Genomic DNA, 21,781 nt, shown 5'->3' on the forward strand with positions numbered 1-21,781 from the left:
TTTGGGGGGGGGGCGGCGTCCTGTCTGGGGGGGGTAGGGGGGGGTGGGAGCTGTGGGGGTTATAGCGCGGCACCGGGTTTCGCGCCACCTCCCGTTCGACAGGTGGCAGCGAACCCTGGTCCCAGCGCGGAGACGGCCCGCCTACCGAGCGCATGCTCGCCGCGGAACCGGCTTCCCGCGAGAAGAGGCCGCAGACACCGGGGCCCGGCAGACGGCGGCCGAGGAGATTCCGGTGCCCTTGCTGTCGAGTGATCCTTTGCGCGAGATGACGGGCAGGATCCGGCGGCGACGAAGCTCGTCGCGATGAGGGTGGGAGTCATGGCCCTTGTCGCCGAGCAGGGAGTCGGGGCCGCGACGGGGCCTGCCGGAGCGGGCCAGCCGCGGGAGGGATGCCGTCGATCAGCGCGAGCGCCTGCGGGACGTCGTTGACGTTGGCCGTGGCGGTGACTGCTTCATCGCGCCGGGGGGTCAGACACTGGTGCCTCATCGGGCAGCGTTCGCCTCCTGCGGGGTCCACCAACAGTCGGCGCCTCCAGGAGTACGCCGCGCACTCTGCGCCTCATGGCCGTCACGCTCGTGGAGCCGGGCGACTAGCGACCCGATTTCGCGCCCGCACAGGCCGCGTAGGGCGCCGGGAGATAACGGCGTTGTTTCGCAGGAACTCCTGGCGCCGTTGTCCTCCGTGGACAGCCCCTCCTGTTCCTGACGTACACCTCCAGGGAGCGGGTGCAGCCCGTCCGTGCACGCTGCGACTCTTCCAGCAATTCACCTGAAGATGCCGCCTCGGCCGAGAGAACTCGGTACGCCGGTCCCCTCGTCGGCAGGACCAGGATCCTTGATGCCGTCATCGCGGACCCGTTCACATAATTCGACGACCATGTCCGTAGAGAGGCGAGTTCTTTCGGCTTGCCTTTCAGTATCTCCTCAGCTCCATCACATATAGCGCCCGCCAAAGCGTGCAGCAGCGACTGGAGTCCTCCTGCACCTCCTCGCCGAACTGGCGCCAGTCCCTCAGGGCGGACAAAGGTGGGGGGCTCCAGACAGCGGCGCGCGCACTGGGGCACGCACTTGGGGCACGCCATAACGTCGCGGTACCGCATCGCCGCTGTTCGGCGGGCGGTTCCTGGCAACGGATCCTGGCCGGGCCGCAGAGGGAACTCATGCCGCCGAACACGGGGGCCACTGGCCCGTGCCCCGGAACGGGAAGGGGCGGTCGGCATCGGCTCCCCCTCCTCCTGGGCCCATCAGCACACGGCCGGCACCCGCCACCAGGGCAAAGGGGCGGGCCGCCGCCCACCGACGTGCACGCGACCGGGGCCGGACGGCAAAAGCCGCGTCGGGCGCCGTCTTGAGCAGATGTCCGTCATCTGCCGTAAAGGGCGGAACGAGCGTCAACTCCCGGGATTGAGTGATGATGCGGGCCACCCGTGTCAGAGCTTCGTAACAAGGCCACTCGGAATTTTGGAAACGCCGCCGCGTGTGATCGACTCGAATTCCTGAACGAGAAGTTCTCGGGCAGGAATTGAGCCCGCGTGGCCGAAGGATTCGGCCGTCACCGGGGTCGGTCGGCACTCCGTCGGCCTCCGGCATTACGGTCCTCATGGTGTCCGCAGCGCATAGCGCAGTCGCATCGGACCGGTCATGCCGCACCCCCGGGGAAGGGCGGTACGCCTCTTGGCGTACCCACCGTGTACGTACGGAAAAAGGGGAGAAAGAGTATGCGTATGTTCAAGCGGGCAGCCGTTCTGAGCGCCACCGTTCTGGCATTCTCCGGGGCCGCCATCGGCGTCTCCCAGGCGGCCACGCAGTACGAGACGGAGGTGCCCGGCACGATCGCGACGGACTGCAACAAGAACTCGTTGGGCCAGGGCGACAACGTCGTCATCGTCTTCTGCGAGCAGCAGGACGTGGCGGCCGGCTCCACCCCCACGATCACGATCTACTGGCGCTACGCCTGACAGTCACCAGGTCCGGCGTCCGGTGGTGAGGCCGTCGTTGCCCCTTCCCGTCCTTCGCTGAGTGCGCACCTCACAGGACAGGGCCACGGGCCCTCACCCGTTACCGGCACGGAAACCGAGATCGAAATCGACGGAAGTGGCTTCCAGGCCCCTACCAGGGCGAGGGAGCCACTTCCGTGCGCTCGGGCGGGAGCCCCGGCCCACACGCTGGAGCGGGAGTGGGCGATGAGGACCGGCTCCGCCTTCCACCGGGCGCACCCACACCTGGCCGGAGCCCGGTACCGGCCGTCGTCCGTGGCACGGGCGGCGTGAATCCCGTGGACGCGCGCCACGGTCAGGTCACCGCGGTCAGGTCATGTGCGGTTTCCCGCAGTGCGCCCGAGGCCCACTCAGGCGCCTTCTGGCGGCATCGGCGAGAACGTGCCCGTTCACACCGTGGCGCTTCCTCTTCCTCGAACGGTACCGCCGGTCCGCAGCGATGCGGTCGAACCGGCAGAGCGATGCCGTCGAGGGCCACGTACGCCGTCCACGGCACGGTCATCACCACCTGCGGTCCGCGCCGGCACGCTGCGGACACCCGGGTCGCCACCGCGATCACCCCTCACACCCGTAGCGCCCGTAGCGCCCCCGTAGCGCCTGTTCGCGAAAATCTACGGTGGTCCAGACCAGGACATTGACGTGCCCCTGACCGGTCGATACGCTCCAGAAAGTACTCTGAGAGCGCTCTCATCATCGCTCTGGGCGTACCAGCACCGACTACCCCCACAGCACGGCCTTCCGGATGAGGAGTAGAGCTTGTCTGCCAACCTTCCTTCCGCCCCACGTACGCACCGAGCCCGCCGGGTCCGCCTCAGGCCCGCCGCCCTGGTTGCCGCGCTCGCGCTGGCCGGCGGAAGCCTCGTCGTCACCCAGGTAACGGCCGCCACCCAGGCGGCCGCCGTCCCCGCCACGATCCCGCTCACGCTGACCAACAACTCCGGGCGCGGCGAGCAGGTGCACGTCTACGTAATCGGCACCGAACTCTCGTCCGGGCGCCAGGGCTGGGCCGATGCGAACGGAACCTTCCACCCGTGGCCCGCCGGCGGAAACCCGCCCACGCCCGCTCCCGACGCGTCCATCGCGGGGCCGGCCAACGGGCAGGCGAAGACGATCCGGATGCCGAAGTTCTCCGGCCGGGTCTACTTCTCCTACGGGCAGAAGCTCGTCTTCAAACTCACCACCGGCGGTCTGGTGCAGCCCGCGGTGCAGAACCCGAGCGACCCGAACGCGGACATCCTCTTCAACTGGACCGAGTACACGCTCAACGACGCCGGCCTGTGGATCAACAGCACGCAGGTCGACATGTTCTCCGCACCGTACGCGGTCGGAGTGAAGCGCCCGAACGGCACCACCCTCTCCACCGGCCACCTCAAGCCCGGCGGGTACAAGGCGTTCTTCGACTCCCTGCGCAGCCAGTCCGGCGGCTGGGGCGGGCTCATCAAGACCCGCTCCGACGGCACGGTCCTGCGGGCGCTCGCACCCGGCCACGGCATCGAGGCCGGGGCGCTGCCGGCCTCTGCGATGAACGACTACGTCAACCGGGTGTGGAGTAAGTACGCCTCGCAGACGCTGACCGTCCAGCCGTTCCAGGACCAGCCGAACACGAAGTACTTCGGCCGCGTTCAGGGCAACACCATGAACTTCACCAACAGTTCGGGCGCGGTCGTCACCAGCTTCCAGAAGCCGGACTCCGACAGCATCTTCGGCTGCTACAAACTGCTCGACGCGCCCAACGACCTGGTCCGCGGGCCCATCTCCCGAACGCTGTGCGCGGGCTACAACCGGTCGACGCTGCTGAGCAACCCCAACCAGCCCGACGCCAACAACGCGAACTTCTACAAGGACACCGTCACCAACCACTACTCCGCCAAGATCCATGCCCAGATGGCGGACGGCAAGGCCTACGGCTTCGCCTTCGACGACGTGGGCGCGCACGAGTCGCTGGTGCACGACGGCGACCCGCAGCAGGCGTACATCACGCTCGACCCGTTCAACTAGAGCTTTTCGTAAACGAGTTGCCTGGCCCCGGGACGCGTACGGTCCCGGGGCCAGGCCACGCTCGTTTCCCGGCGTACGACCCACGTCAGCCCAGTCCAGGAACCGTCTCCGACTCTGCCGCAGGGCCCTTCCGCCCTTCGCCGCCGCCCCCGCCACGGCGTTCGCACCGGTCCTCGACGCCTCGGCCGGCACCGTCGTGCCAGCCCTGTCTGCTCGGCGACTCCGTGAACCTCCTTCACGCCGTGGGCGACATCTGACGAGCGGCTCACGCGTCGGCGCCCGTCCTCCCGACAGCGCCGCGCCCCGTTTCTGCCGGATGAGTCCGGTCGAGAAGCCGCGTCTGCGGCTCGCCGGAGCACCCCGTCCACTCCGAGGTCAGGTCCGGGTCGGGCGCACGCATGCGCCCGGGCGCAGCATCGGTGTGCTGCTCGGCGTAGGGGGGCGTCGTTGACGTGGGCAGCGGTCGTGACGACCGTGAGCGTGTGCCGCGTCCGTCGCAGATCGGATGGTGTGTGCTGCCCGACTTCCGCCGGTCGACCGACGATGACCGATGCCGGCGCTCCCCTTTCGGGCGCGGACAGGGGAACCGCCCGCGCCCGCCCGTGACCGGTCGGGCTCGCCGACTGCGTCCGGCTCGGCCGGCAGGACCCGGTGCGGACCGTTCGAACCCCCTGCCTCCTGCCACCGCTCCAGGCAGCGCCGGCACATCTGGCCCGATCCGAACTCCAGCACATTCAGGCATAGTTGGCATCCCCCTGCGCAGGGCGAGAAAGGCTGTACAGGGAGTCGCCGGGCGGATCGGGCGGGCTCACCGAATCGGCCCGGCCCGGCCGCCGCAGGGCGCCGGAACGGGAGCGTGACGATGACGGGAGCCTCCGTGCCCGGCGGGACCACACCGGGGTCCAGGATCACTGCACAGGGCGTACGACGGCCGGGTACCTTGCGCGAAGGCCAGCCCGGACCGTGGCGCCCGCGCGTCGCCTTCGTAGAGTCGGAGGAATGAACCCGGACCACACTTCTCCAGACAACGGCGAGCTCCTGCAAGGGACTTACGCCCGATTGCTGCCGGCCGGCTCGATCAGCCCAGAGATCGCCGGCTCCCTGCGCTACGCGCGGTTGGTGGCCGATGGCCTCGTCTTCGCCTATGCCCTTGACCGGCCCACCGATATCCGCCTTCTCACCGACCCGGACGTGGAACGTGTCGGTCTGAAGGAACTGGGCCGGGCGGCGTACGAGAACCTGATGCGCGTGCCCGTCACGCACGAGGAGATCCCCGTCGAGGGGACGATCCTGCACTCCTTCTACGGCGACTCGCCCTTCGTCGGCAGCCTGGCTCTGTTCCTGTCCGCCGCTGTCCTGCGGGTCACGGGCGAGTCCCTCCCGGAAGCCGGTGCCCTGGTCGTCATGCCCAGCCGGCACAATCTCGTGTACCACCCGATCGCCGACGGCACGGTGATCGATGCCGTCAACTGCCTCGCCAGCTATGCGCTGGGCGCCTTCGAGGACGGACCGGGAGCCCTCTCCCCGCAGGTCTACTGGTGGCACCGCGGCAGCCTTATCTCGCTCACGGTCATCGACGAGCACACCCGGGCCTTCTCCATCCAACCGCCTTCGTCCCTCATCGGCCTGATGGGGGGTCTGGTCCGGCTCGACAGCGACGGCCGCCTCGCCTCCCCCAAGGCGGCCACTGCCGGTACGGCCGGGATCACCCGCTCCGCAGCTGAGGCGATAGCAGGTCTCGCCCAGCATCCGGGCCACGGTCTGGGAGAGGCTTTCGCCTCCGCCCTCGCCCTCGCCCATGCCCGCTGCGCCACCGATCCCGAGGCGGCGCGCGTCGAGACGTGGGATGCCTGGGCCACCGCCGTACAGCTCGGCTCCGCCCTCTTCACCGGCGCCCGACCGCAGGACTGCCAACTGGGCGATGACGTCGTCCGGCGGCTCCCGGCCACCCCCGCCGTACCGCCCGCGGACGCCCGGGCCTGGCTCGACGCGCTCTATCTGTCGATCGTGTGCCGCCAGGAGGAGCGGATCCACCGGCTGTGCCGGGTACCGCTGGAGACGCTGCACCAGGACGACTCCGTCGACGCGTACGTGCTGCACTGGATCGACACGCTGCGGACGTACTTCTCCGGACACGGCTCCATGAACGAGGTCGTGGAGAAACTGGTTGCCACCATGGAGACGTCAGGGCCTGGTGAAACATCCCACGCCCCCGTGGAGTTCGTGAACGGGATCGACTACCAGCCGATCGCGCTCTTCCACCGTCTCCTCGCGCGGGACCCTGACACCTTCGCCAGCACGCTCGGCGAAGCCCTGACGGAACACGCCGCTCACTGGAACGGCTCGGCGGCGCCCCGGGCCCACGTGGCTCTGGGGCCACTGGCCATGGCGAGCCTCGCCTTCGACCAGGGGTACCCCATCGCTCCGGCCCAGCCGTACCTGCCCCTGTTCCTGCTCAACCGTGAACGGATCGAGGAGATCCCCAGCCCCTGACCCGGCTGTGACCCGTCGGCCCGGCCATATCCGCGCGAGCGCGGTGTGCCGCCCGCACCGCCGGAGCGGCAGACACACAAGCTGATGGGCCGCCAAATCGGCGTCGCCTCGTCCGGGACCTCCCGCACCAGGATCTCCCGCACCGACCGAACATGCCTGGTTTTCCGGGCGCTCGGGGCAGGGCGAGGGTGTCGACCTGTACCGGGACGCGGTTCAGGGGATCGGGGGGCGGTGCGGGACGGTCCGCCGGGTGGTCGTCACGCAGCCTTTCCTGGAGTCGTACGCCGCTGACGCCCTCGTCGTCCGCGTTGAACGGCGCTGAGCCACCGCCTTGTCTTACGCGGATGCCGGCGGCCCGGCCCTGTCGCGCCCGACGTCGAGAGTCCAGACGCCGTCGCACTGCACGGCCAGCCACGCCGGTTTCGGCGGCAGGGACAGAGAAGCACCGCCGAAGATCGGCCGAGGGGCGTGGAGCAGTCTTTGCACCGCGTGGAACTGGCGGTCCAGTCGATCCACGACGATCTCTCCCTTTCGACCGCCGTGGGTCAGGCGGGCGGTGGCCCTGCCGCCGGTGTAGCGGATGACGTCCCAGCCGTCACCACTGATCGAGGTGCTGAACTCCCGGCAGGCACCCACGGGTTCCAGCCAGGTCTCCCAGTGCGGGATGCGTGCCACGTCGAAGTCGGTGGTGTCGTAAGGTGCCCGGGGCCGTTTCCCCCCATGGGGAGACGTGCCACCTGAGACCTGGTACGCCGAGCCCTCGTCAGGACGGCCCGTCGGCGGGAACGGCAGTCGTGCGGAGAAGTCACCGCGCGCTGTGAGCACCAGGTCGCGGGGGTCGAGGAAGCCGGTGCTTCCCCGGCGCATCTTCCGGAGGGTGGTCGACATGGGCTTCCCGTACGAAACAGCACGGAGAACGAGCACAGCGGGAACCTCAGGGGTCCAGTAGTGCCTGAACTCTTGTGGCCCTGGGCTGTCGAGGCGTACGACAGGGCGCTGTGGGTGGCGCTCATCCCGGTCGCCCTGCTCCGGGCGCTTCTTCTGCGGGGGCCTGTTGCCGCCCCGCTTCGGCCGGCCCTCCTGAAGCCGGGCGGCGTCGGCCGCGCACACGGGCACCATCCGGGACGCGCCTCCTGGCGGTGCCCAAGGGAGTCCGGCCGTGGAACGGCCGTGCTTCGGGTCGAAGAAGCAGAGTGAGGACCGCGGTGCCTCGCGGCCCGAATGGCTGTCGACCCGCGCGATGGCCTCCCGCCCCGTGTCCAGTACTCGCCGCACGGACGAGCGGGCCTCCGCCTCCGTCCGTGCGGCGCCGAGGACGCGTTTCGCCTCCTCGTACGCGTCGAGCGCCACGGTCCAGGCGTCCAGCAGCGCCTCATCGTCCGCAGGACACGGGACATGGGGGTGCCCGGCCAGCGCCTCACCGAAGTCGGTTATCTCCGCGTCCAGCTCGGCTCTCGTGGCCGACGACATGCGTGACATGACCGAAGGGTACGTCGGCCGACGAGCTGAGCTGTCAGCTTGCGGCACGGGCCCGGTCCATCATCCGGACCGTCCGCGTCACGCAGCGTGCGCACATCACTGAAGGTGAACCAGAGCCCGTTCTCGTGGGTGGAGCCACATGCCTGACTTGCCTCGCGCCTCTCCCGTACGTCGACCTGTGGAGACGCCTGACAGCACCGGATGACCATCGCCGCGCCACCGGCGCTGTCGTCGCTCCTCGACTCCCCCTCACGGCGTGCGCCGCCGCTTCCACCGACGGCCAGGCATACTTATTTACGGCTACACTGTAGCCATAAAGGAACCCCGAAACGGACATAAGGGAGTAATCGTGGTCGCTGAATCGTGCTACGACGCACCGACCGACGCAGACGTGGTCGTCGTCGGAGCCGGGCCCGTGGGCCTGGCCCTCGCTCTGGACCTCACCCGCCGCGGCATCTCCGCACACGTGCTGGAGCGCGGTCGGGGAACCTTCGAAGGGTCACGGGCCAAGGGTGTGCAACCACGCACCTTGGAGGTCCTCGACGACCTCGGGATCGCCGCCGGTGCCCTGGCCGCCGGTGGCTCCTACCCGCCGATGGGCCTGCACGTGGGTCCCTTCACCAAGACCTGGCAGATGCAGCACCCGGCCCCGGCCGCCGCCGCGACCCCCTACCCGGACATCCTGCTGCTGCCCCAGTACGCCCTGACCTCCCTGCTCCACCGTGCCGTGCTGAACCAAGGCGGCACGGTGGAATTCGGCGTCACCGCCGAGCAGTTCACCCAGGACGAGGACGCGGCCACCGTCACCACCGGCGACGGCCGGATCCTGCGCGCCCGGTTCGTCGTCGGGGCCGACGGGGGCGGCAGCACGGTCCGCAAGGCCATCGGGGCCGCCTTCGAGGGCAGCACCGACGAGGCCGACCGCATGATCGTCGCCGATGCCCGCGTCGACGGCCTCTCCCCGGACCGCTGGCACGTCTGGCCCCGCACCGGTGGCCGTACCGTCGCCGCCTGCCCCCTGCCCGGGAGCGACCTCTTCCAGCTCATGATCACCATCCGGCCGGACGACCCCGCCGAACTCACCGAGGAAGCCCTGGCCGCCCTGCTGAGGCGCCGGGCCGGACGCTCGCTTCGCCTGCACGGCCTGACCTGGGCCTCCGTCTTCCGGCCCAACATCCGCCTCGCCGACCGCTACCGCAACGGCCGCCTGCTCATCGCCGGCGACGCCGCCCACGTCCACACCCCCGCCGGAGCCCAAGGACTCAACACGGGCGTCCAGGACGCCTACAACCTCGGCTGGAAGCTCCAGCAGGTCCTCGCCGGAGCCCCCGACAGCCTGCTCGACACCTACCAAGGTGAACGCCGCCCGGTGGCCGCCAAAGTCCTGGGCCGCTCCACCGAGCTCTACGCCGGGCTCAAGAAGCCCCGTACCCGCGCCCTGACCCGCGGCGACGAGGAACGCCAACTCGGCCTGTCCTACTTCGACGGCCCCCTGGCCCCCTCCGACACCGCCTCCACCGCCACCCTGCGACCCGGCGACCGTGCCCCCGACGCTCCCCTGCCCGCCGGCGGCCGCCTCTTCGACCTCTACCGCGGCCCCCACTTCACCGCCCTCGCCTTCGGCGCCCGGGCCGGTGAAGTGCTCACCTCCCTCGACTGGCCCGCCGTCGGCGCATCCCTGCACCGCCACTTCCTTCCGACGACCACCGCGCACTCGCCCGACGAGGCATCCCTCCTGACCGCGTACGGGATCACCGACGACACCCTCGTCCTGGTCCGTCCCGACGGCTACATCGCCCACATCCACCAGCCCGGCACCCCCGTGCCCCCCGGGGCCGGCCTCGTCGAAGCCCTCCGCCGGCTCACCCCCGCCCCACCCGCGGCCTGACGGCGGGGCCGCGGACAGCCCGGCCGCGTCCCCGGCGGACCCGCGCCCGATACCGTGGACCGCAACCACCCGCGAACCAGGCCCCGCGCGAGAAGGACACCGCATGACCAGCACCCCCGCACCCGGAAGCCCGGCCTGGTGGCTCCGGCGCACCACACCGGCGGCCGCTCCCCGCCGGGGCCGCGGCCGGCCCTCGCTCGACACCGACCACATGGTCGCCACCGCCCTGCGCCTCATCGACGAGCACGGCGTCCAGGCCTTCTCCCTGCGCACCCTCGCCGACGCCCTCGGCTCCAGTACCGCCACCCTCTACCGGCACTTCGCCAACAAGGACGAGATCCTCGCCCTGACCGTCGACCGCGCCCTCGGCGAAGCCGACATCGTCCCTCCGGCGGCCCCCGCCGACTGGAGGGACGTCCTGAGCACCATGGGGCACCGGTTGCGCACTGTCCTCACCCGGCACCCCAGCCTCCTGCCCACCCTCATGGACCACGTCCCGGTCGGCCCGAACGCCCTCGCCCAGCGCGAGCGCGTCCTCGCCGCACTGCTCCACCACGGAATGCAACCCGCTCTGGCCGCCCGCGCCTTCACCGCCGTCGGCCACTACGTCATCGGCTTCGCCGTCCAGCAGCGCGAATCCGACGGCGCGCCCCTCGCCGACTACTACCGTGGCCTCGACCCCGCCACCCACCCCGCCATCGCCGCCACGGCGGAAAGCCTCACCGCGGTCACATCCGACGACGAGTTCGCCTTCGGTCTCGGCCTCCTCCTCGAAGGGCTCGCAGGGCAGAAGGAAACTGCGCCGTAGCTTCGGGATATCAGGGCAGATCACGGGTGGCCGCCGGTCGTGAAGGGGCGAGGTGCGCTCGTAGGGCGTCGGTGACGAGACGGGCGGTCAGTCCGGGGCACCAGGTGCCCGGGGTGCTGGCAGGGTGAATCGTGTGGCCCGCTTCGTGGCTCACCATCTCCACGCTCCTGAGGACCTCTCACGTGTTTCGGCCACTGCTCGTGTGGACTCTCACGTGTTCCAGTCACTGCTCCTGTGCTCATGGCCGGTGCACCCGGTGTGGCGGAGTGCCCAGTCCTGTGCGGCCTCCTGCTCGTCACGGGGCCGGATTCTGCGTGGCAGCCGGCCGTGACGCAGAACGCCTCGTAGGTGATGCCGCCTTCGGATGCGTGGCGGATGGTGTGAGTGAGGTGCCGGTAGACGGCGCGGGGGCTCACTGATGGCCCTCCGGGTGGCGTCGCAGGTAGACGTCGCAGCCGCTGGCGGTGGTCATGTCACCGACCGTGCGGGCTCGATCGCGTACGTTGGCCGGCTCCGCGCACCCCGCACAGACCTCAACGGGTACCGGCTCCAGCTCCAGGCGCGAGGGGAGTTCAACTGGCGGGGTCGAGAACCTGGTCGGCTCCCTCACTGCACATCGCCACCTCTCGAAGCACCGGAGTTTCACCCGCCAGCACATAGCACGCGTGCTACGCGGACCCCTCTACCTGCTTTTTCGCAGTTCAAGTGCAGTTTGCTGGTCCGGTGAAGTGCGTGGGCGTTCGTGGTTGTGCGGGGTTGTTGCCGTCGCTACTGCCGTCAGATGGTTCAGCCCAGGTACGGCTTTTCGCGCTGTTCCAGGAAGTGCTGGAGCCTGAGTCGTTGGGTGGGGTGCATCGGCAGCTGCTCGATCTCTTCCAGTGGCACGAACCGAAGCTCGGTGGACTCGTCGGAGATTGCCAGTCGGCCGCCGGTGATGCGGGCGGTGAAGCAGACGTTGAACTGGCGGCGGACCTCGCCGTCGGTGTAGGCGATGATGTGTTTCGGGTCGGTGTAGGTGCCGACCAGGCCGGTGATATCGACGTCGAGGCCGGTCTCCTCTTTGACCTCTCGGACGGCTGTGCCTGGCAGGGAGTCGGTGAGGTCCATTCCGCCTCCGGGCAGGGCCCATAGATCGTTGTCGCGTCGGCGCTGGAGGAGGATGCGCCCGTGGTCGTCGGTGACGACGGCGGAGGCGGCGACGACCATGCTGTTCGGCTTGGGCGCGTTGGGGTCGTCGTAGTACTCGGTGCGGGCCACGGTCAGTCTCCCTCTCGTGCGGGGGTTGCTGTCGCCCACACGGAGTCGAAGCTGTCGGCGTAGGTGTCGAAGATGCCGCTCTCCTGGTGTCGGCGAAGGTGCCACACGGGGGCTGCGTAGGCGTTGACGCCCCACACGTGTGCGTTGACGAGTTGCTGGTCGTCGGCGCGGTAGAGGGAGTTGTAGAGGGTGGTGCCGTGGGTGCGGACTTCGATGCCTGGGATGGCGGCGAGCGGCTTGTAGTGCATGAGTGCGAGGCGGCAGCGGGATTCGATCCCATGGCCGAACCGCTCTTCCTGGCCGCGGGCTTGGACGTTGTCGCTGTCGGGGTCACCGATCGCGACGCGGACGGTGCAGCCTTCGGCGGCGCGTTCGGTGAGGAGTTCGTTCAGCCGCGGGTACGCCTCGTGGAGGAAGACGGCCGCGTAGACGAGGATGTCGATCCGCTCCCGGGCCTGGGCCATCAGGTCGGTGAACGTCGAGACGGGGATGTCGGCCCGCTGTTCGTGGAGCGCGACCAGTTCGGGGCTGATGGCGCGGGCGGGGCGGGCCTGGCGGAGCGCCGGCCAGAGTGCGTGCACGTCTTCTCCCAGGGCCTTGGCCGCCTGGAGGGCTGAGGCACGACGTGGGATACGCCCGAGGTTCACCCAGCGCTCGACCGACTTGGGGTCGACCTCGACCTGCTGGGCAAGTGCGGCGTACGTCCAGCCTCCCGCCGACATGACAGCTCGTAGTCTCTCGTTCGGCACGAGTCCTCCCCTTCGTCTCAGGACGGCACCAGGGACGTTCTACACGGTGCAGGACGTCCCGAAGTGGGGTTTGGTGGAGGTTCCTTCGTCCTGGTGACCGGCGTGAGGATCGGTGCCGACCCTGCGGCACCAACACGCCCAGGGGTACGCATCAACGCCGCCGAGGAGCGTCACCGTGCGAATGCGCGCCACCCCACGTGTTCCCGCCCTGCGACTGGATGCCCGGTCGCGCACCGCCTCGCCGGAGTGGTCACGGTGACGGCCCCCACCCCTGATGCCGCCGGGCACACCGTCTCGCCCCATGCCGGCGCCCTGGTGGTCGACCGGCGGAGCGGCAGGGTGGGCGTGGTGATGGGGCATGTGGGAACGTACGTGCAGCTTCGGCCGCCGCGCGGTGGCCTGGAGTGGGACGTGCCGCCCGAGGACGTCCGTACGCCGACTCCGACGGAGGAGTTGAGCGCGAAGGTGGCCGTGGCCAACCGGAGGTGGGGACGGTGACCCCTCGCTCGGTCCTGCGCTACGAGACCTGGACGCTCCAGCCCGACCGCGAGCCGGACGCGGAGCCGGTCCTGTACCCGATGCAGTGCGCCGTGGACGGAGAGAGGTCCCCGACAAACGAGGACTTCGCTGAACCGCAGGACTGCGTGTTGCGACACTGCGGCCAGAACCCGTCCCACCACACCTACCGGGAGATCATCACCCGCCCCTGGCGGACCTGGCGGCAGACGTGACCCGTCCCTCTCGCCCAGGCCCCGCACCGCGCTGACCCACCCGGCTCCCGTCCCTGCCGGGCGCGGCCCATCGAGGCTCCCCGCCCTTATGCCCCCTGGCAGGGACGGGCCCATATGTATGTGCTGTGCTTGCGACTACGGGGTCGGGGCTTCAGCCACAGAACGCCAGCCACGACGGCGGGTGCGCCGAACGATCACCCGCGGGACAGCCGCGTCGGCGCGCGCAGCACCGGTCCGCCAAGGTGATCAGACCTCTGGCGACGTGGTTCGAGCGATACCGCTGAGCGGGGCGCAGCGCTGCCAGGAAAGGGGCAGGACGACCTCGACGCCGTCACGGTGGGCCAGTGGCAGCAGCCTGCTCATGGTGGTGCCGAGGTCGTCGAACAGGTAGGGCATCGGCCGCAACGGCCGGTCCAGGCCGAGGAAGAAGTCGTCCCAGTGCACCGGGATGACCCGCCTGGCGCCGGTCTCGGCCACGACCTCGTCCCAGTATCGGTGAAGGAACTCCACGGGTTGTCTGCCCAACTGGCCGACTCCCAGGTAGATGACGTCGGCCTGCTGACCGCGGAGTGCGCCGGGCCGGTAGTTGGCGCTGGCGTGCAGGAGCACACGGCCTTCGGGGTGGCTGACGAGCACGCTGAAGGCGGTGCCGGTCCTCCAGGAGCCGGCGCGGGCCGGGGGTACCAAGGGCCGGTCCACGGTGCCTGGGTAGTGGTCGCCGGCGCTGTGCAGGGAGTCCAGGAACGTCAGGGTGAAGTTCCCGTAGGTGACGGTGTCGCCGTCCCGGACCAGCCTCAGGGATGATTCCGGCAGGCCCAGACCACGCCCGATGTTGGCGGTGGACTCCGATCCGACCAGCTCGGCGCCCGTTTCGAGGGCCCACACCGGCGCGTCGAGTGCGTGGTCGTAGTGCGAGTGCGCGCACACCACAGCGGCGAGGGATTCCACTCGCAGCCGCTCGATCGCGGCCCGGACCAGTGTTCGACTCGGGACGATCTTGCCCGCTCCCACGCGCAGGATCCCCGGGCGGGTGACGAACCCGTCGCTCAGCACCGAGGTCTGTCCGTCCCGCAGCAGCACGGAGCTGGTACCCAGGAAGTGCGCGGTCAGCCCGCCCTCGTCCTTCGCGGCGCGCTGTCGGTAGGGCAGGTAGGGACGCAGGCTCGGCCGGCTGAACGGTGCCTTCATGCGAGCATCATCGGGCTTCGGTGGCTCGGCGTACCAGCCTTCACGCGAAGCAGTGTGTTTCGGCCCGGGCCGGTCCGGTACCGCTGGAGTTACTCCGCCTGTGTGCCGGTGCGCCCTGGAGGGCCGGCCTCGGTGGCCCCGCACATGCCGTGGCGGCAGACGCCGCCCCGCACGGCCGCTGGTCGGCACGTTCACCACTGCGGTGAACACGGCGCGCTCGTCCTACGGAGCGGTCCCGCCACCTTGCGGTCGGGCCGCGCACGACGGCCGTACCAGGGCGGCCCGCTCCCCGGTCTCATCAGGAACCGGACGCTTCGACAGATCAGCACACACGCCCAGGGCAGCACATCGAGTGACGTGGGACAACCCTCTACGCCTTGCCTGACGCCGCCGATCTGGCGGCCTGCTCGATCCTTGCGCGGTAGGCGGTGCGGGCGTCCTCATCGATCCGCATCTCACGTTCCGGGCGCATCCCGGTTCGGCCGTCGATGCCTTCGCGCAGAATGTCGGCGTGCCCGGCATGCCGGTTGGTCTCGCCGAGGACGTGGACCAGGACGGCGAACAGGTTCGTGTCGCAATAGGGCTCCGGCCACCACGGGACGTGGCCGGGGGCGTCGAGGGCAAGCTCGTCGATCGTCGTGTCCGAGTGCTCCCACGCGCGCCGGTACGACTCGATGATCTGACCGCGGGTCTCGTCCTCGGCCGCCCACAGATCGCTGCCGTCGTGGTCCTGCCACCGGGGCAGCGGTTCCGGGGACGGCCGGCCAAAGACCTCTCCCAGGTACCTGGCCTCCACGCCGGCCACGTGCTTGACCAGACCGAGGAGGTTGGTCCCGGTCACCGTCAGGGGTCGGCGGACGTCGTATGCGGACAGGCCGTCGAGCTTCCAGAGCAGCGCCTCGCGGTCCCGCCGCAGTCTCTCGTGCAGGTTGGCCTTCGCGAATTCGTCGATCATGCGGCATGAGCCTGCCATGGGCCACTCGTGACCTCAAGATCCCGTACGTGGACCACCGTGACCGGCAGGGCCGAAGCCCGGCCACGTCCACAGCCACCACCCGGGGCTGCTTGAGAAACTGACGGAACCTGCCACGTGAGACAGGGCAGAGGCCGAAAGGGTGTAGGTACGTGCTGAGGTTCTCCATGCGACTCCTGGCGTGGGCGCTCCTGTGGTGCGCCGTCGGGGTCGCGATATCGATGACGGCAACAGCCCTGGGTGTTGCAGATTCCCCAACGGCAAAAGCGGCCATTGTCGCATGGGTACTCTTCATCGGGACCGGGCTGAGTCGCAACAGGATGAACGTGAGGAAAAAGAACGCGTTTGACGGTCAGAGCAAAAGGACTAAGTCCTTGTGACCCTGGTTGCGCCTTTTCGCGTTGTTCTTGGCCAGTCACTTCACATTTCTGGACGAGCCCGACCTGGGCGAGGACTTCGTCGACGGTCGCACCCGAGCGAAACACGGGACACCGGCCCCGCACCGGTTCGGTGCCGACGTGAACTCCCGTGTCAGCACCCCTCCATGCGACGTTCAGGGCTTGGGCTCGGTGAGATACCGAGAAACGGTGGGTCCGAGCCAGTCCACGATCTCCTCACGGCTGAGCGCCACGCGCGCCGGGAACCGCAGAACATGGCGGCTCAGCGCGAGTCCCAGTACGGCCGAGGCGCACAGCGCCGCCCGCGCCGACGCCTGGTCCGGCTCGGTTCCCGTCGCTCGTGCCGTGGAGGACGTCAAGTGCCGGGCCGATGCGGCGTACCGGGGCGCAGGCCCTGCGATCCGTGCCCCGATCCGTGCCTCGGTCCGTGCCTCGGTCCGGGGCAAGCATCTGCGGGGCCGGCGGGTGCCGGTGTCATGGCCGGGACCTCGCGAGGATCGTCGTCCCCGGTGAACGCGCCATGGCGATCCCCCAGGCGCTGGCGGCTGCTGGGGGGGGGTAGCTCCGTTGCGGTACCGCCTGGCTCACAGCCGACGTCCGGGCGGCCGTCGCGGCCTCGGACTCGGCACCTGATCAGGAGGGAAAAGGCCGACTCTGTAGTATCAGGAACAATGGATTACACCTCAGCGCCGCACACCTCGCGCAGGGATTTCGTTTCCGATTACGCACTGCATCGCGACAAGGAGAACACGGAGCATGGCTGTCAAGCTGCGTGACCACCAGATCGAGGCAGTTGCCGCCATTGTGCGGGGCTTCGACATTCCGTCGGGTGGTATTCCTTGGAACGGTCTTCGCGGGCAGGTGCACGCCGCGTGCGGCACGGGGAAGACGGTTATTGCCGCAGCGTCGGCGAAGCGGATCGCGCCCAGGGGCCGCATTCTCGTACTGGTGCCGACGCTGGACCTCTTGGCGCAGACGGTGAAGGCGTGGCACGAGGTCGGGCACACGGGGCCGGCGGTTGCCGTGTGCTCGCTCCACGATGACCCGGATCTGTGGGACCTGCGGGTTCGTTCCACGACGAATCCTGTGCAGCTGGCCCTGTGGCACGGCTCCGGGCCGGTGACCATCTATGCGACGTACGCGTCCCTGAGTGTGCTGGCGGAGGCCTTCGAAGGTGCCTACGGCCAGAGGCTGGACCCGGTGGACCTCGCGGTGGTCGATGAGGCGCACAGGACGAGCGGGTCGATGGGGAAGGCCTGGGCCGGGGTCCACGGCCAGAGCGTGATTCCGGCCGCGCGGCGGTTGTACATGACGGCGACTCCGCGGATCTGGCAGGAGCGGCCCAACTGGGACGTCGGCGAGGGGGTGCGGGACGCGTTGCCCCGGGAGATGGCGGCCTCCATGGACGACGAGACCGTGTTCGGGCCCGTCCTGTACAAGCTTTCGCTGGCGTCGGCCGTCTCGCGTGGGTTGCTGGCGCGGTATCAGATCATCGTGCTGGAGCTCCAGGACCCGGTCGTCACTCCGGAGCGGCTGATGGGTGAGGAGCGTGGTGGCGAGGAGGTCCGGGGGCAGCGGCTGGGGGCATTGCAGGCGGGGCTGCTCCACACCATGGCGGAGCATGGGCTGGCGTCGTGCATCACGTTCCATCATCGGACGATAGAGGCGCAGGCGTACGCGGAGGGCCTGGGGCGTGTGGCTGCCCGGCTGGGCGCCGGCCGGCCGGAGAAGTACCCGTCGGCGATCTGGGCGGACTGGTTGTGCGGTGAGCACGTCCCGGTGCGTCGGCGGGAGGTTCTGGGCAGCTTCCGGACCACTGCGCTGCGGGCCGTCCTGTCGAATTGCCGTGTCCTGGGTGAGGGTGTCGATATCCGGGCCGTGGACTCCGTGGCCCTGTTGGATCCCAAGGGGGCGCCGCACGACATCGTCCAGGCCATCGGGCGGGCGCTGCGTCAGGAGCCGGGGCAGGGCAAGGTGGCCTCTTTGATCGTGCCGGTTTTCCTTCAGCCGGGAGAGAAGCCGGAGGACATGTTCACCTCCGGGTCGTATCGGCCTCTGGTGCGCGTTCTTGAGGGTTTGAGGGCTCACGACGAAGAGGCCGTCGAGCTGTTGGCTGTTCCGCAGGAGCCGCAGAAGGACGTCGTGCAGCCGTCCGTGTCCATCGGCTCCGCACCTGAGGAAGGGCAGGAGGAATCCCGGTTGCTGCTCCGTTTCGCCGCACCACGGGATCCTGTGATGGTCGCGCAGTGGGTGTCGTTCAACGTGATCGACACGGAGCGCCAGGACTGGGCCCGCGGATGGGCGGCGCTGAAGAAGTTCACCTCGCGTGAGGCCCACGCCAGGGTCCCGTACGGACACCGGGAGGGCGCGTATCCGCTCGGGCAGTGGGTTGCGGAGCAGCGGCGGGTGTTCGGGGCGGGGGGCATGGTCGGGCAGCGTGCCAGGCGGCTGGAGGAGTTGGGGATGGTCTGGTCGCCGGCGGATGAGCGTTTCCAGGAGAACCTGGAAGCCGCGAAGGCGTACTACGAGCAGCACTGGACCCTGTGCGCGCCGAGGTCAGCGACCGTGCTGGACAGGTCGGTGGGCCAGTGGCTGTCCAACCTCCGCCGTCCCGGTGTGCTGGACGGCCGTCCTGAGTGGAGGGCGGCGTTGGAGGCCGTGGACGAGGACTGGAACCCGGCGTGGGAGGCGGGGTGGCAGCGGCATTACGTTGCGCTCCGGGAGCTTCTGCGTGGCGAGGAAGGGCCGGTGGAGGTCCTGCCGGGGTTCACGGTCCACGGCATGGACATCGGGAAGTGGCTTGCCCGGCAGCGGAAGGCGGAGGTCTGGGGAGCTTTGGCGGAGGGACAGCGTGAGCGTCTGGGACAGCTCGGCATCACCCCCTTCGCCCCGGCACCGGAGGGGGAGGTGCCCGCGAAGCCGTCCACTACGCCCGTGAGTGCCTTCGAGCGGAGTGTGGCGGCTCTGGCGCAGTACAAGGCTCGTACCGGTTCCGTGACGGTCCCGAGGGGGCACGTGGAGGCGTTGCCGGATGGGGTGGAGATCCGGCTCGGGGTGTTCCTGTCCAACAGCAGGAGCCGTCGGGCCAAGCTGAGCGCCGACAGGCTCGCCGCACTCGCCGACCTCGGGCTGGAGTGGGCGCGGGCGTAGTTGGGGGGTGGGCGCGGGTCTCGTCGGTGCTGGTGCTGGTGCTGGTGCGGCCCGGGTTGGGGCCGTTCGTGGTGGACGGGCTGACGGGCTTCCCGAGACGCGGGAGAACGAAATGCCCGTAGATGGACCAATGGGGCCAAGGGGTGTGCGGGGGCTGGTCGGATGAAGGTCCGAGACCTGATTGTTCCTGCTGGGAGATCACACATGCGCAGATCTGTTACGGGCGTCCTGATCAGCGGAGTCCTGATGACGGCGCCCGCCGTTCTCGCCTCCACGGGTCCGGCTCAGGCCGCGGACGCTGATCCGGTCTATACGTGCCAGACCCTGCTGGTCGACAGCATCAACCGTGTCGCGGGCGACGGCTGCACCGGCAGCCCGGCTGATTACGAGGGGGCCGGGACCATCAAATCGGCGGACTCCGGCACCGGGTGGCAGTGCGCTCTCCTCAAGAGCGGGCCGGACCCCGACCGGCCGGGCAAACTGATCGTCGTCGGGCTCTTCGGCTGCGAACAACCCGACAACGGCATCACCTCATAGCCGAGAACGGGCACGACAGCCGGAACGGGCACGACCGACACCCGCAAGAGACCCAGCGGTGATACATACCCGCAGGTCAGCGACACGCTTGCGGCGACCAGCGGTCGGTGACCGTACCTGCCCCGCATCCCGTCGGCCGATCACCGTGCATCCCGATGACCCTGCTGGCGGGGCCCACGCCGGGGACTCCCGGCATGCCCTGTCCTGGCTGTCTGCCGGAGCCGGCAGACAGCCGGGCGGCCACGCGGCCGGCCCGTTCAGCGACGCTGTCACCGGCGGCACGGTTCAGGTGCTGCCCATAAGGCAGGCTGCACGGTGCACGGTTCGGGTGAGGTCCGGCGGCACGACTGTCCGTCTACCCGTCTACCCGTCGGCCCGGCTGTCCGGCGGCCCGCCGGGTCCGGCATCGAACCGCCACGTTCCGGAAAGCGCGACTCGAACCGGCCGGCCTGAGGACGCGGGTCGCGCCCAGGCCTTTGTCAGTGCAGCGCCTGCCCCACGTCCTGGTGCGACAGCCCAGGACGTGGGGCACCCACCCGCCGGGCGGTGGCCGGACCGTTCGTCGGCGTTCCCGTCAGCACCTCCCGGGCCCGGTGACACCGCACCCCCCGGGTCATACCGGGCCCGGGGGTGCGGTCACGTTCCCTGACGGCGCGCCGAACTTCACCCAGGGGGTTGGAGGGTGAGTGGCGGAGCAGTTCGCCGGGTGCTCAACGGGTCGCGTAGTAGAGGGTGTTGTGTGCGGTGTCCGGGAGGTAGAGCACGTCGCGGCCGTCCGAGTCCCGTCGTACCGCGAGCCGGTCCGCGCTCACGCCCGGTGCGGCGGACTGCGCCGTCCAGGTCCCGTCCGCCGTCTGGGTCGCGGAGAAGACCCGGTCGGTGCCCGAGGTGGTCACGTAGTAGACGCGCTTGGTGTCCGTCCCGTCCCAGGTGATGCCGAGGGCGGCCGCGGTCTGTCCGCCGGCGTACACGGTCTTGCCGACCCAGCCGCCCCCGCTCGGATAGGCGTAGTACACGCGGAAGTGGCCCCCGCTGTCCGCCGAGCGGTAGCGGTAGGCGACCTTCGGGGTGGAGCCGTCCAGGGTGAGCTTGGCGCTCTGCACCGCGGGACCGGTGTACGCGTTGTCGACGCTCCACTCCTCGCCCGCGGTGAGGTTCTGGATGACGTCGGAGGTGGCAGGCGTGACCGGGGTGGTGACGGTCGTGTTCGTGCTGTTCGCGAAGGCGCCGGTCGACGGGTCGTAGGTCAGGTACGAGAGCTGGTGGCGGAACGCGGTCGCCGGTGCCTTCGCCCACTCGTAGAGGAGGTGTACGCGGCCGGAGGCGTCCACCGTGATGTCGTCGGGGTAGACGGAGCGGTACAGCGCACTCGCGAAGGTCGCCACGACACCCCAGCGGGAGTTGGCGTTGTCCCAGCGGTACAGCTTGCCGGGGCGCTGGTCGTAGCCGGTGCCGACGCGGGCGGCCAGGTACAGGTCGCCGTTGGGCGCGGTCGTCACGATCGGGTAGGTGATGCCCACGCCCTGGTCGGGCAGTCCGGACGCGTGGTCGGTGACGTCGCCGCCGGGGGCCTGGCTGCGGAAGTAGCGCCAGGAGTCGGCGTGCATGGAGGCGAAGACGTGCAGGCGGCCGCTGCCGTCGCGGGCGACCGACGGCTGGTTGTGGCCGTTGTCGTCGGGGAACTCGGCCTGCTGCCCGTCGCTGTTCAGCAGCGGCAGCCGGCTCCAGGCCCCGTCCGGGTCACGCCGTGCGATGGCGGGCCGGTGCGTCGCGGCCGTCGAGCCCGGCTCGTTGAAGGCGAAGTACGTGTACTGCCCGCGGCCCTTGTACGTGGCGACCGGCGTCCACCAGGCGGCCTGGTTCGACGAGTCCATCGCGTACGGGACCTTCTCGATCACCGTCGCCGCGGCCGCCGTGGTCCGCGCCGTGTCGGCCCCCGCGGCCGGGGCGGGCAGGAGGAGGGCGGCCAGGGCCAGGGCCGAGGCGGCGTACATACGTACCGTAGGGCGTCGCAAGATGAGCTCCTTCGCGGGTATGTGTGTGCGGGCGTGCGGGATGACACGGACGGCGGCGGCCCGGGAGCGGGCCCGCCGGTCCGCGGGCGGGTGGGGTGGCGAGGGGGACGTGGCGGGGCC

Annotated in this window: 15 protein-coding genes and 1 pseudogene; 9 read left to right on the top strand and 7 right to left on the bottom strand. The window is 69.8% G+C overall.

Going from position 1 to position 21,781, the window contains the following annotated elements; translation table 11 throughout:
• Positions 1-1,724: 1,724 nt before the first annotated feature.
• From ACFVS9_RS32705 to ACFVS9_RS32715, 3 genes are all read left to right on the top strand, one after another.
• Positions 1,725-1,958 carry a hypothetical protein gene (locus tag ACFVS9_RS32705; RefSeq protein WP_389938392.1) on the top strand — a complete coding sequence of 78 codons (234 nt, stop codon included), beginning with the start codon at positions 1,725-1,727 and terminating at the stop codon, positions 1,956-1,958.
• Between the two features lie 795 nt (positions 1,959-2,753).
• Complete coding sequence (locus ACFVS9_RS32710) at positions 2,754-3,995, top strand: glycoside hydrolase family 64 protein (protein WP_383116549.1); 1,242 nt, start codon at positions 2,754-2,756, stop codon at positions 3,993-3,995.
• A 999-nt stretch (positions 3,996-4,994) separates the two neighbouring features.
• A complete protein-coding gene (locus ACFVS9_RS32715; protein ID WP_389938395.1) occupies positions 4,995-6,488 on the top strand; it encodes an immunity 49 family protein in 1,494 nt (497 codons plus the stop codon).
• Positions 6,489-6,824: 336 nt separating this feature from the next.
• Here ACFVS9_RS32715 and ACFVS9_RS32720 read toward each other — a convergent pair whose 3' ends face one another.
• Complete coding sequence (locus ACFVS9_RS32720; RefSeq protein WP_389938397.1) at positions 6,825-7,967, bottom strand: hypothetical protein; 1,143 nt, start codon at positions 7,965-7,967, stop codon at positions 6,825-6,827.
• A gap of 349 nt (positions 7,968-8,316) precedes the next feature.
• Here ACFVS9_RS32720 and ACFVS9_RS32725 point away from each other — a divergent pair, with 349 nt between their 5' ends.
• Positions 8,317-9,855 carry an FAD-dependent oxidoreductase gene (locus tag ACFVS9_RS32725; protein ID WP_389938400.1) on the top strand — a complete coding sequence of 513 codons (1,539 nt, stop codon included), beginning with the start codon at positions 8,317-8,319 and terminating at the stop codon, positions 9,853-9,855.
• A 103-nt stretch (positions 9,856-9,958) separates the two neighbouring features.
• A complete protein-coding gene (locus ACFVS9_RS32730) occupies positions 9,959-10,663 on the top strand; it encodes a TetR/AcrR family transcriptional regulator (RefSeq protein WP_383116553.1) in 705 nt (234 codons plus the stop codon).
• Between the two features lie 786 nt (positions 10,664-11,449).
• Here the strand turns inward: ACFVS9_RS32730 and ACFVS9_RS32735 are convergent.
• Both ACFVS9_RS32735 and ACFVS9_RS32740 read right to left on the bottom strand, forming a co-directional pair.
• A complete protein-coding gene (locus tag ACFVS9_RS32735) occupies positions 11,450-11,920 on the bottom strand; it encodes an NUDIX hydrolase (protein WP_389938404.1) in 471 nt (156 codons plus the stop codon).
• A 2-nt stretch (positions 11,921-11,922) separates the two neighbouring features.
• Positions 11,923-12,642, bottom strand: a complete 720-nt coding sequence (locus ACFVS9_RS32740; RefSeq protein ID WP_389938428.1) for an XRE family transcriptional regulator — start codon at positions 12,640-12,642, stop codon at positions 11,923-11,925.
• 273 nt (positions 12,643-12,915) lie between these two features.
• Between ACFVS9_RS32740 and ACFVS9_RS32745 the strand changes: the two genes are divergently transcribed.
• Both ACFVS9_RS32745 and ACFVS9_RS32750 read left to right on the top strand, forming a co-directional pair.
• Positions 12,916-13,167, top strand: coding sequence for a hypothetical protein (locus tag ACFVS9_RS32745; RefSeq protein WP_389938407.1), 252 nt, complete (start codon positions 12,916-12,918; stop codon positions 13,165-13,167).
• On the top strand, positions 13,155-13,400 hold the full coding sequence (locus ACFVS9_RS32750) for a hypothetical protein (RefSeq protein ID WP_389938410.1): 246 nt from the start codon (positions 13,155-13,157) through the stop codon (positions 13,398-13,400). The genes ACFVS9_RS32745 and ACFVS9_RS32750 overlap by 13 nt, the downstream gene beginning before the upstream one ends.
• Before the next feature lie 246 nt (positions 13,401-13,646).
• Here the strand turns inward: ACFVS9_RS32750 and ACFVS9_RS32755 are convergent, their stop codons facing one another.
• From ACFVS9_RS32755 to ACFVS9_RS32765, 3 genes and pseudogenes are all read right to left on the bottom strand, one after another.
• On the bottom strand, positions 13,647-14,588 hold the full coding sequence (locus ACFVS9_RS32755) for an MBL fold metallo-hydrolase (protein ID WP_389938413.1): 942 nt from the start codon (positions 14,586-14,588) through the stop codon (positions 13,647-13,649).
• Between the two features lie 370 nt (positions 14,589-14,958).
• Positions 14,959-15,543 carry a DinB family protein gene (locus ACFVS9_RS32760; protein WP_389938416.1) on the bottom strand — a complete coding sequence of 195 codons (585 nt, stop codon included), beginning with the start codon at positions 15,541-15,543 and terminating at the stop codon, positions 14,959-14,961.
• 571 nt (positions 15,544-16,114) lie between these two features.
• Positions 16,115-16,291 (bottom strand): annotated as a pseudogene (locus ACFVS9_RS32765) (TetR/AcrR family transcriptional regulator); the annotation flags it as partial.
• A 424-nt stretch (positions 16,292-16,715) separates the two neighbouring features.
• On the opposite strand from ACFVS9_RS32765, the gene ACFVS9_RS32770 reads away from it, so the two are divergent.
• Both ACFVS9_RS32770 and ACFVS9_RS32775 read left to right on the top strand, forming a co-directional pair.
• A complete protein-coding gene (locus tag ACFVS9_RS32770; protein WP_389938420.1) occupies positions 16,716-19,109 on the top strand; it encodes a Helicase associated domain protein in 2,394 nt (797 codons plus the stop codon).
• Positions 19,110-19,313: 204 nt separating this feature from the next.
• Positions 19,314-19,646, top strand: coding sequence for a hypothetical protein (locus tag ACFVS9_RS32775; RefSeq protein ID WP_383116557.1), 333 nt, complete (start codon positions 19,314-19,316; stop codon positions 19,644-19,646).
• 710 nt (positions 19,647-20,356) lie between these two features.
• On the opposite strand, the gene ACFVS9_RS32780 is transcribed toward ACFVS9_RS32775, so the two are convergent.
• Complete coding sequence (locus ACFVS9_RS32780; protein ID WP_383116558.1) at positions 20,357-21,661, bottom strand: BNR-4 repeat-containing protein; 1,305 nt, start codon at positions 21,659-21,661, stop codon at positions 20,357-20,359.
• Positions 21,662-21,781: the final 120 nt, after the last annotated feature.

Source organism: Streptomyces sp. NPDC058008 (assembly GCF_042886395.1).
Lineage (GTDB): Bacteria > Actinomycetota > Actinomycetes > Streptomycetales > Streptomycetaceae > Streptomyces.

What these genes read in the sequence shown, in the direction of transcription:
- ACFVS9_RS32705 (WP_389938392.1), top strand. Translation starts at nt 1,725, where the DNA reads ATGTTCAAGCGGGCAGCCGTTCTGAGCGCCACCGTTCTGGCATTCTCC.
- ACFVS9_RS32715 (WP_389938395.1), top strand. Translation starts at nt 4,995, where the DNA reads ATGAACCCGGACCACACTTCTCCAGACAACGGCGAGCTCCTGCAAGGG.
- ACFVS9_RS32720 (WP_389938397.1), bottom strand. Translation starts at nt 7,967, where the DNA reads ATGTCACGCATGTCGTCGGCCACGAGAGCCGAGCTGGACGCGGAGATA.
- ACFVS9_RS32730 (WP_383116553.1), top strand. Translation starts at nt 9,959, where the DNA reads ATGACCAGCACCCCCGCACCCGGAAGCCCGGCCTGGTGGCTCCGGCGC.
- ACFVS9_RS32740 (WP_389938428.1), bottom strand. Translation starts at nt 12,642, where the DNA reads ATGTCGGCGGGAGGCTGGACGTACGCCGCACTTGCCCAGCAGGTCGAG.
- ACFVS9_RS32755 (WP_389938413.1), bottom strand. Translation starts at nt 14,588, where the DNA reads ATGAAGGCACCGTTCAGCCGGCCGAGCCTGCGTCCCTACCTGCCCTAC.
- ACFVS9_RS32760 (WP_389938416.1), bottom strand. Translation starts at nt 15,543, where the DNA reads ATGATCGACGAATTCGCGAAGGCCAACCTGCACGAGAGACTGCGGCGG.
- ACFVS9_RS32770 (WP_389938420.1), top strand. Translation starts at nt 16,716, where the DNA reads ATGGCTGTCAAGCTGCGTGACCACCAGATCGAGGCAGTTGCCGCCATT.
- ACFVS9_RS32775 (WP_383116557.1), top strand. Translation starts at nt 19,314, where the DNA reads ATGCGCAGATCTGTTACGGGCGTCCTGATCAGCGGAGTCCTGATGACG.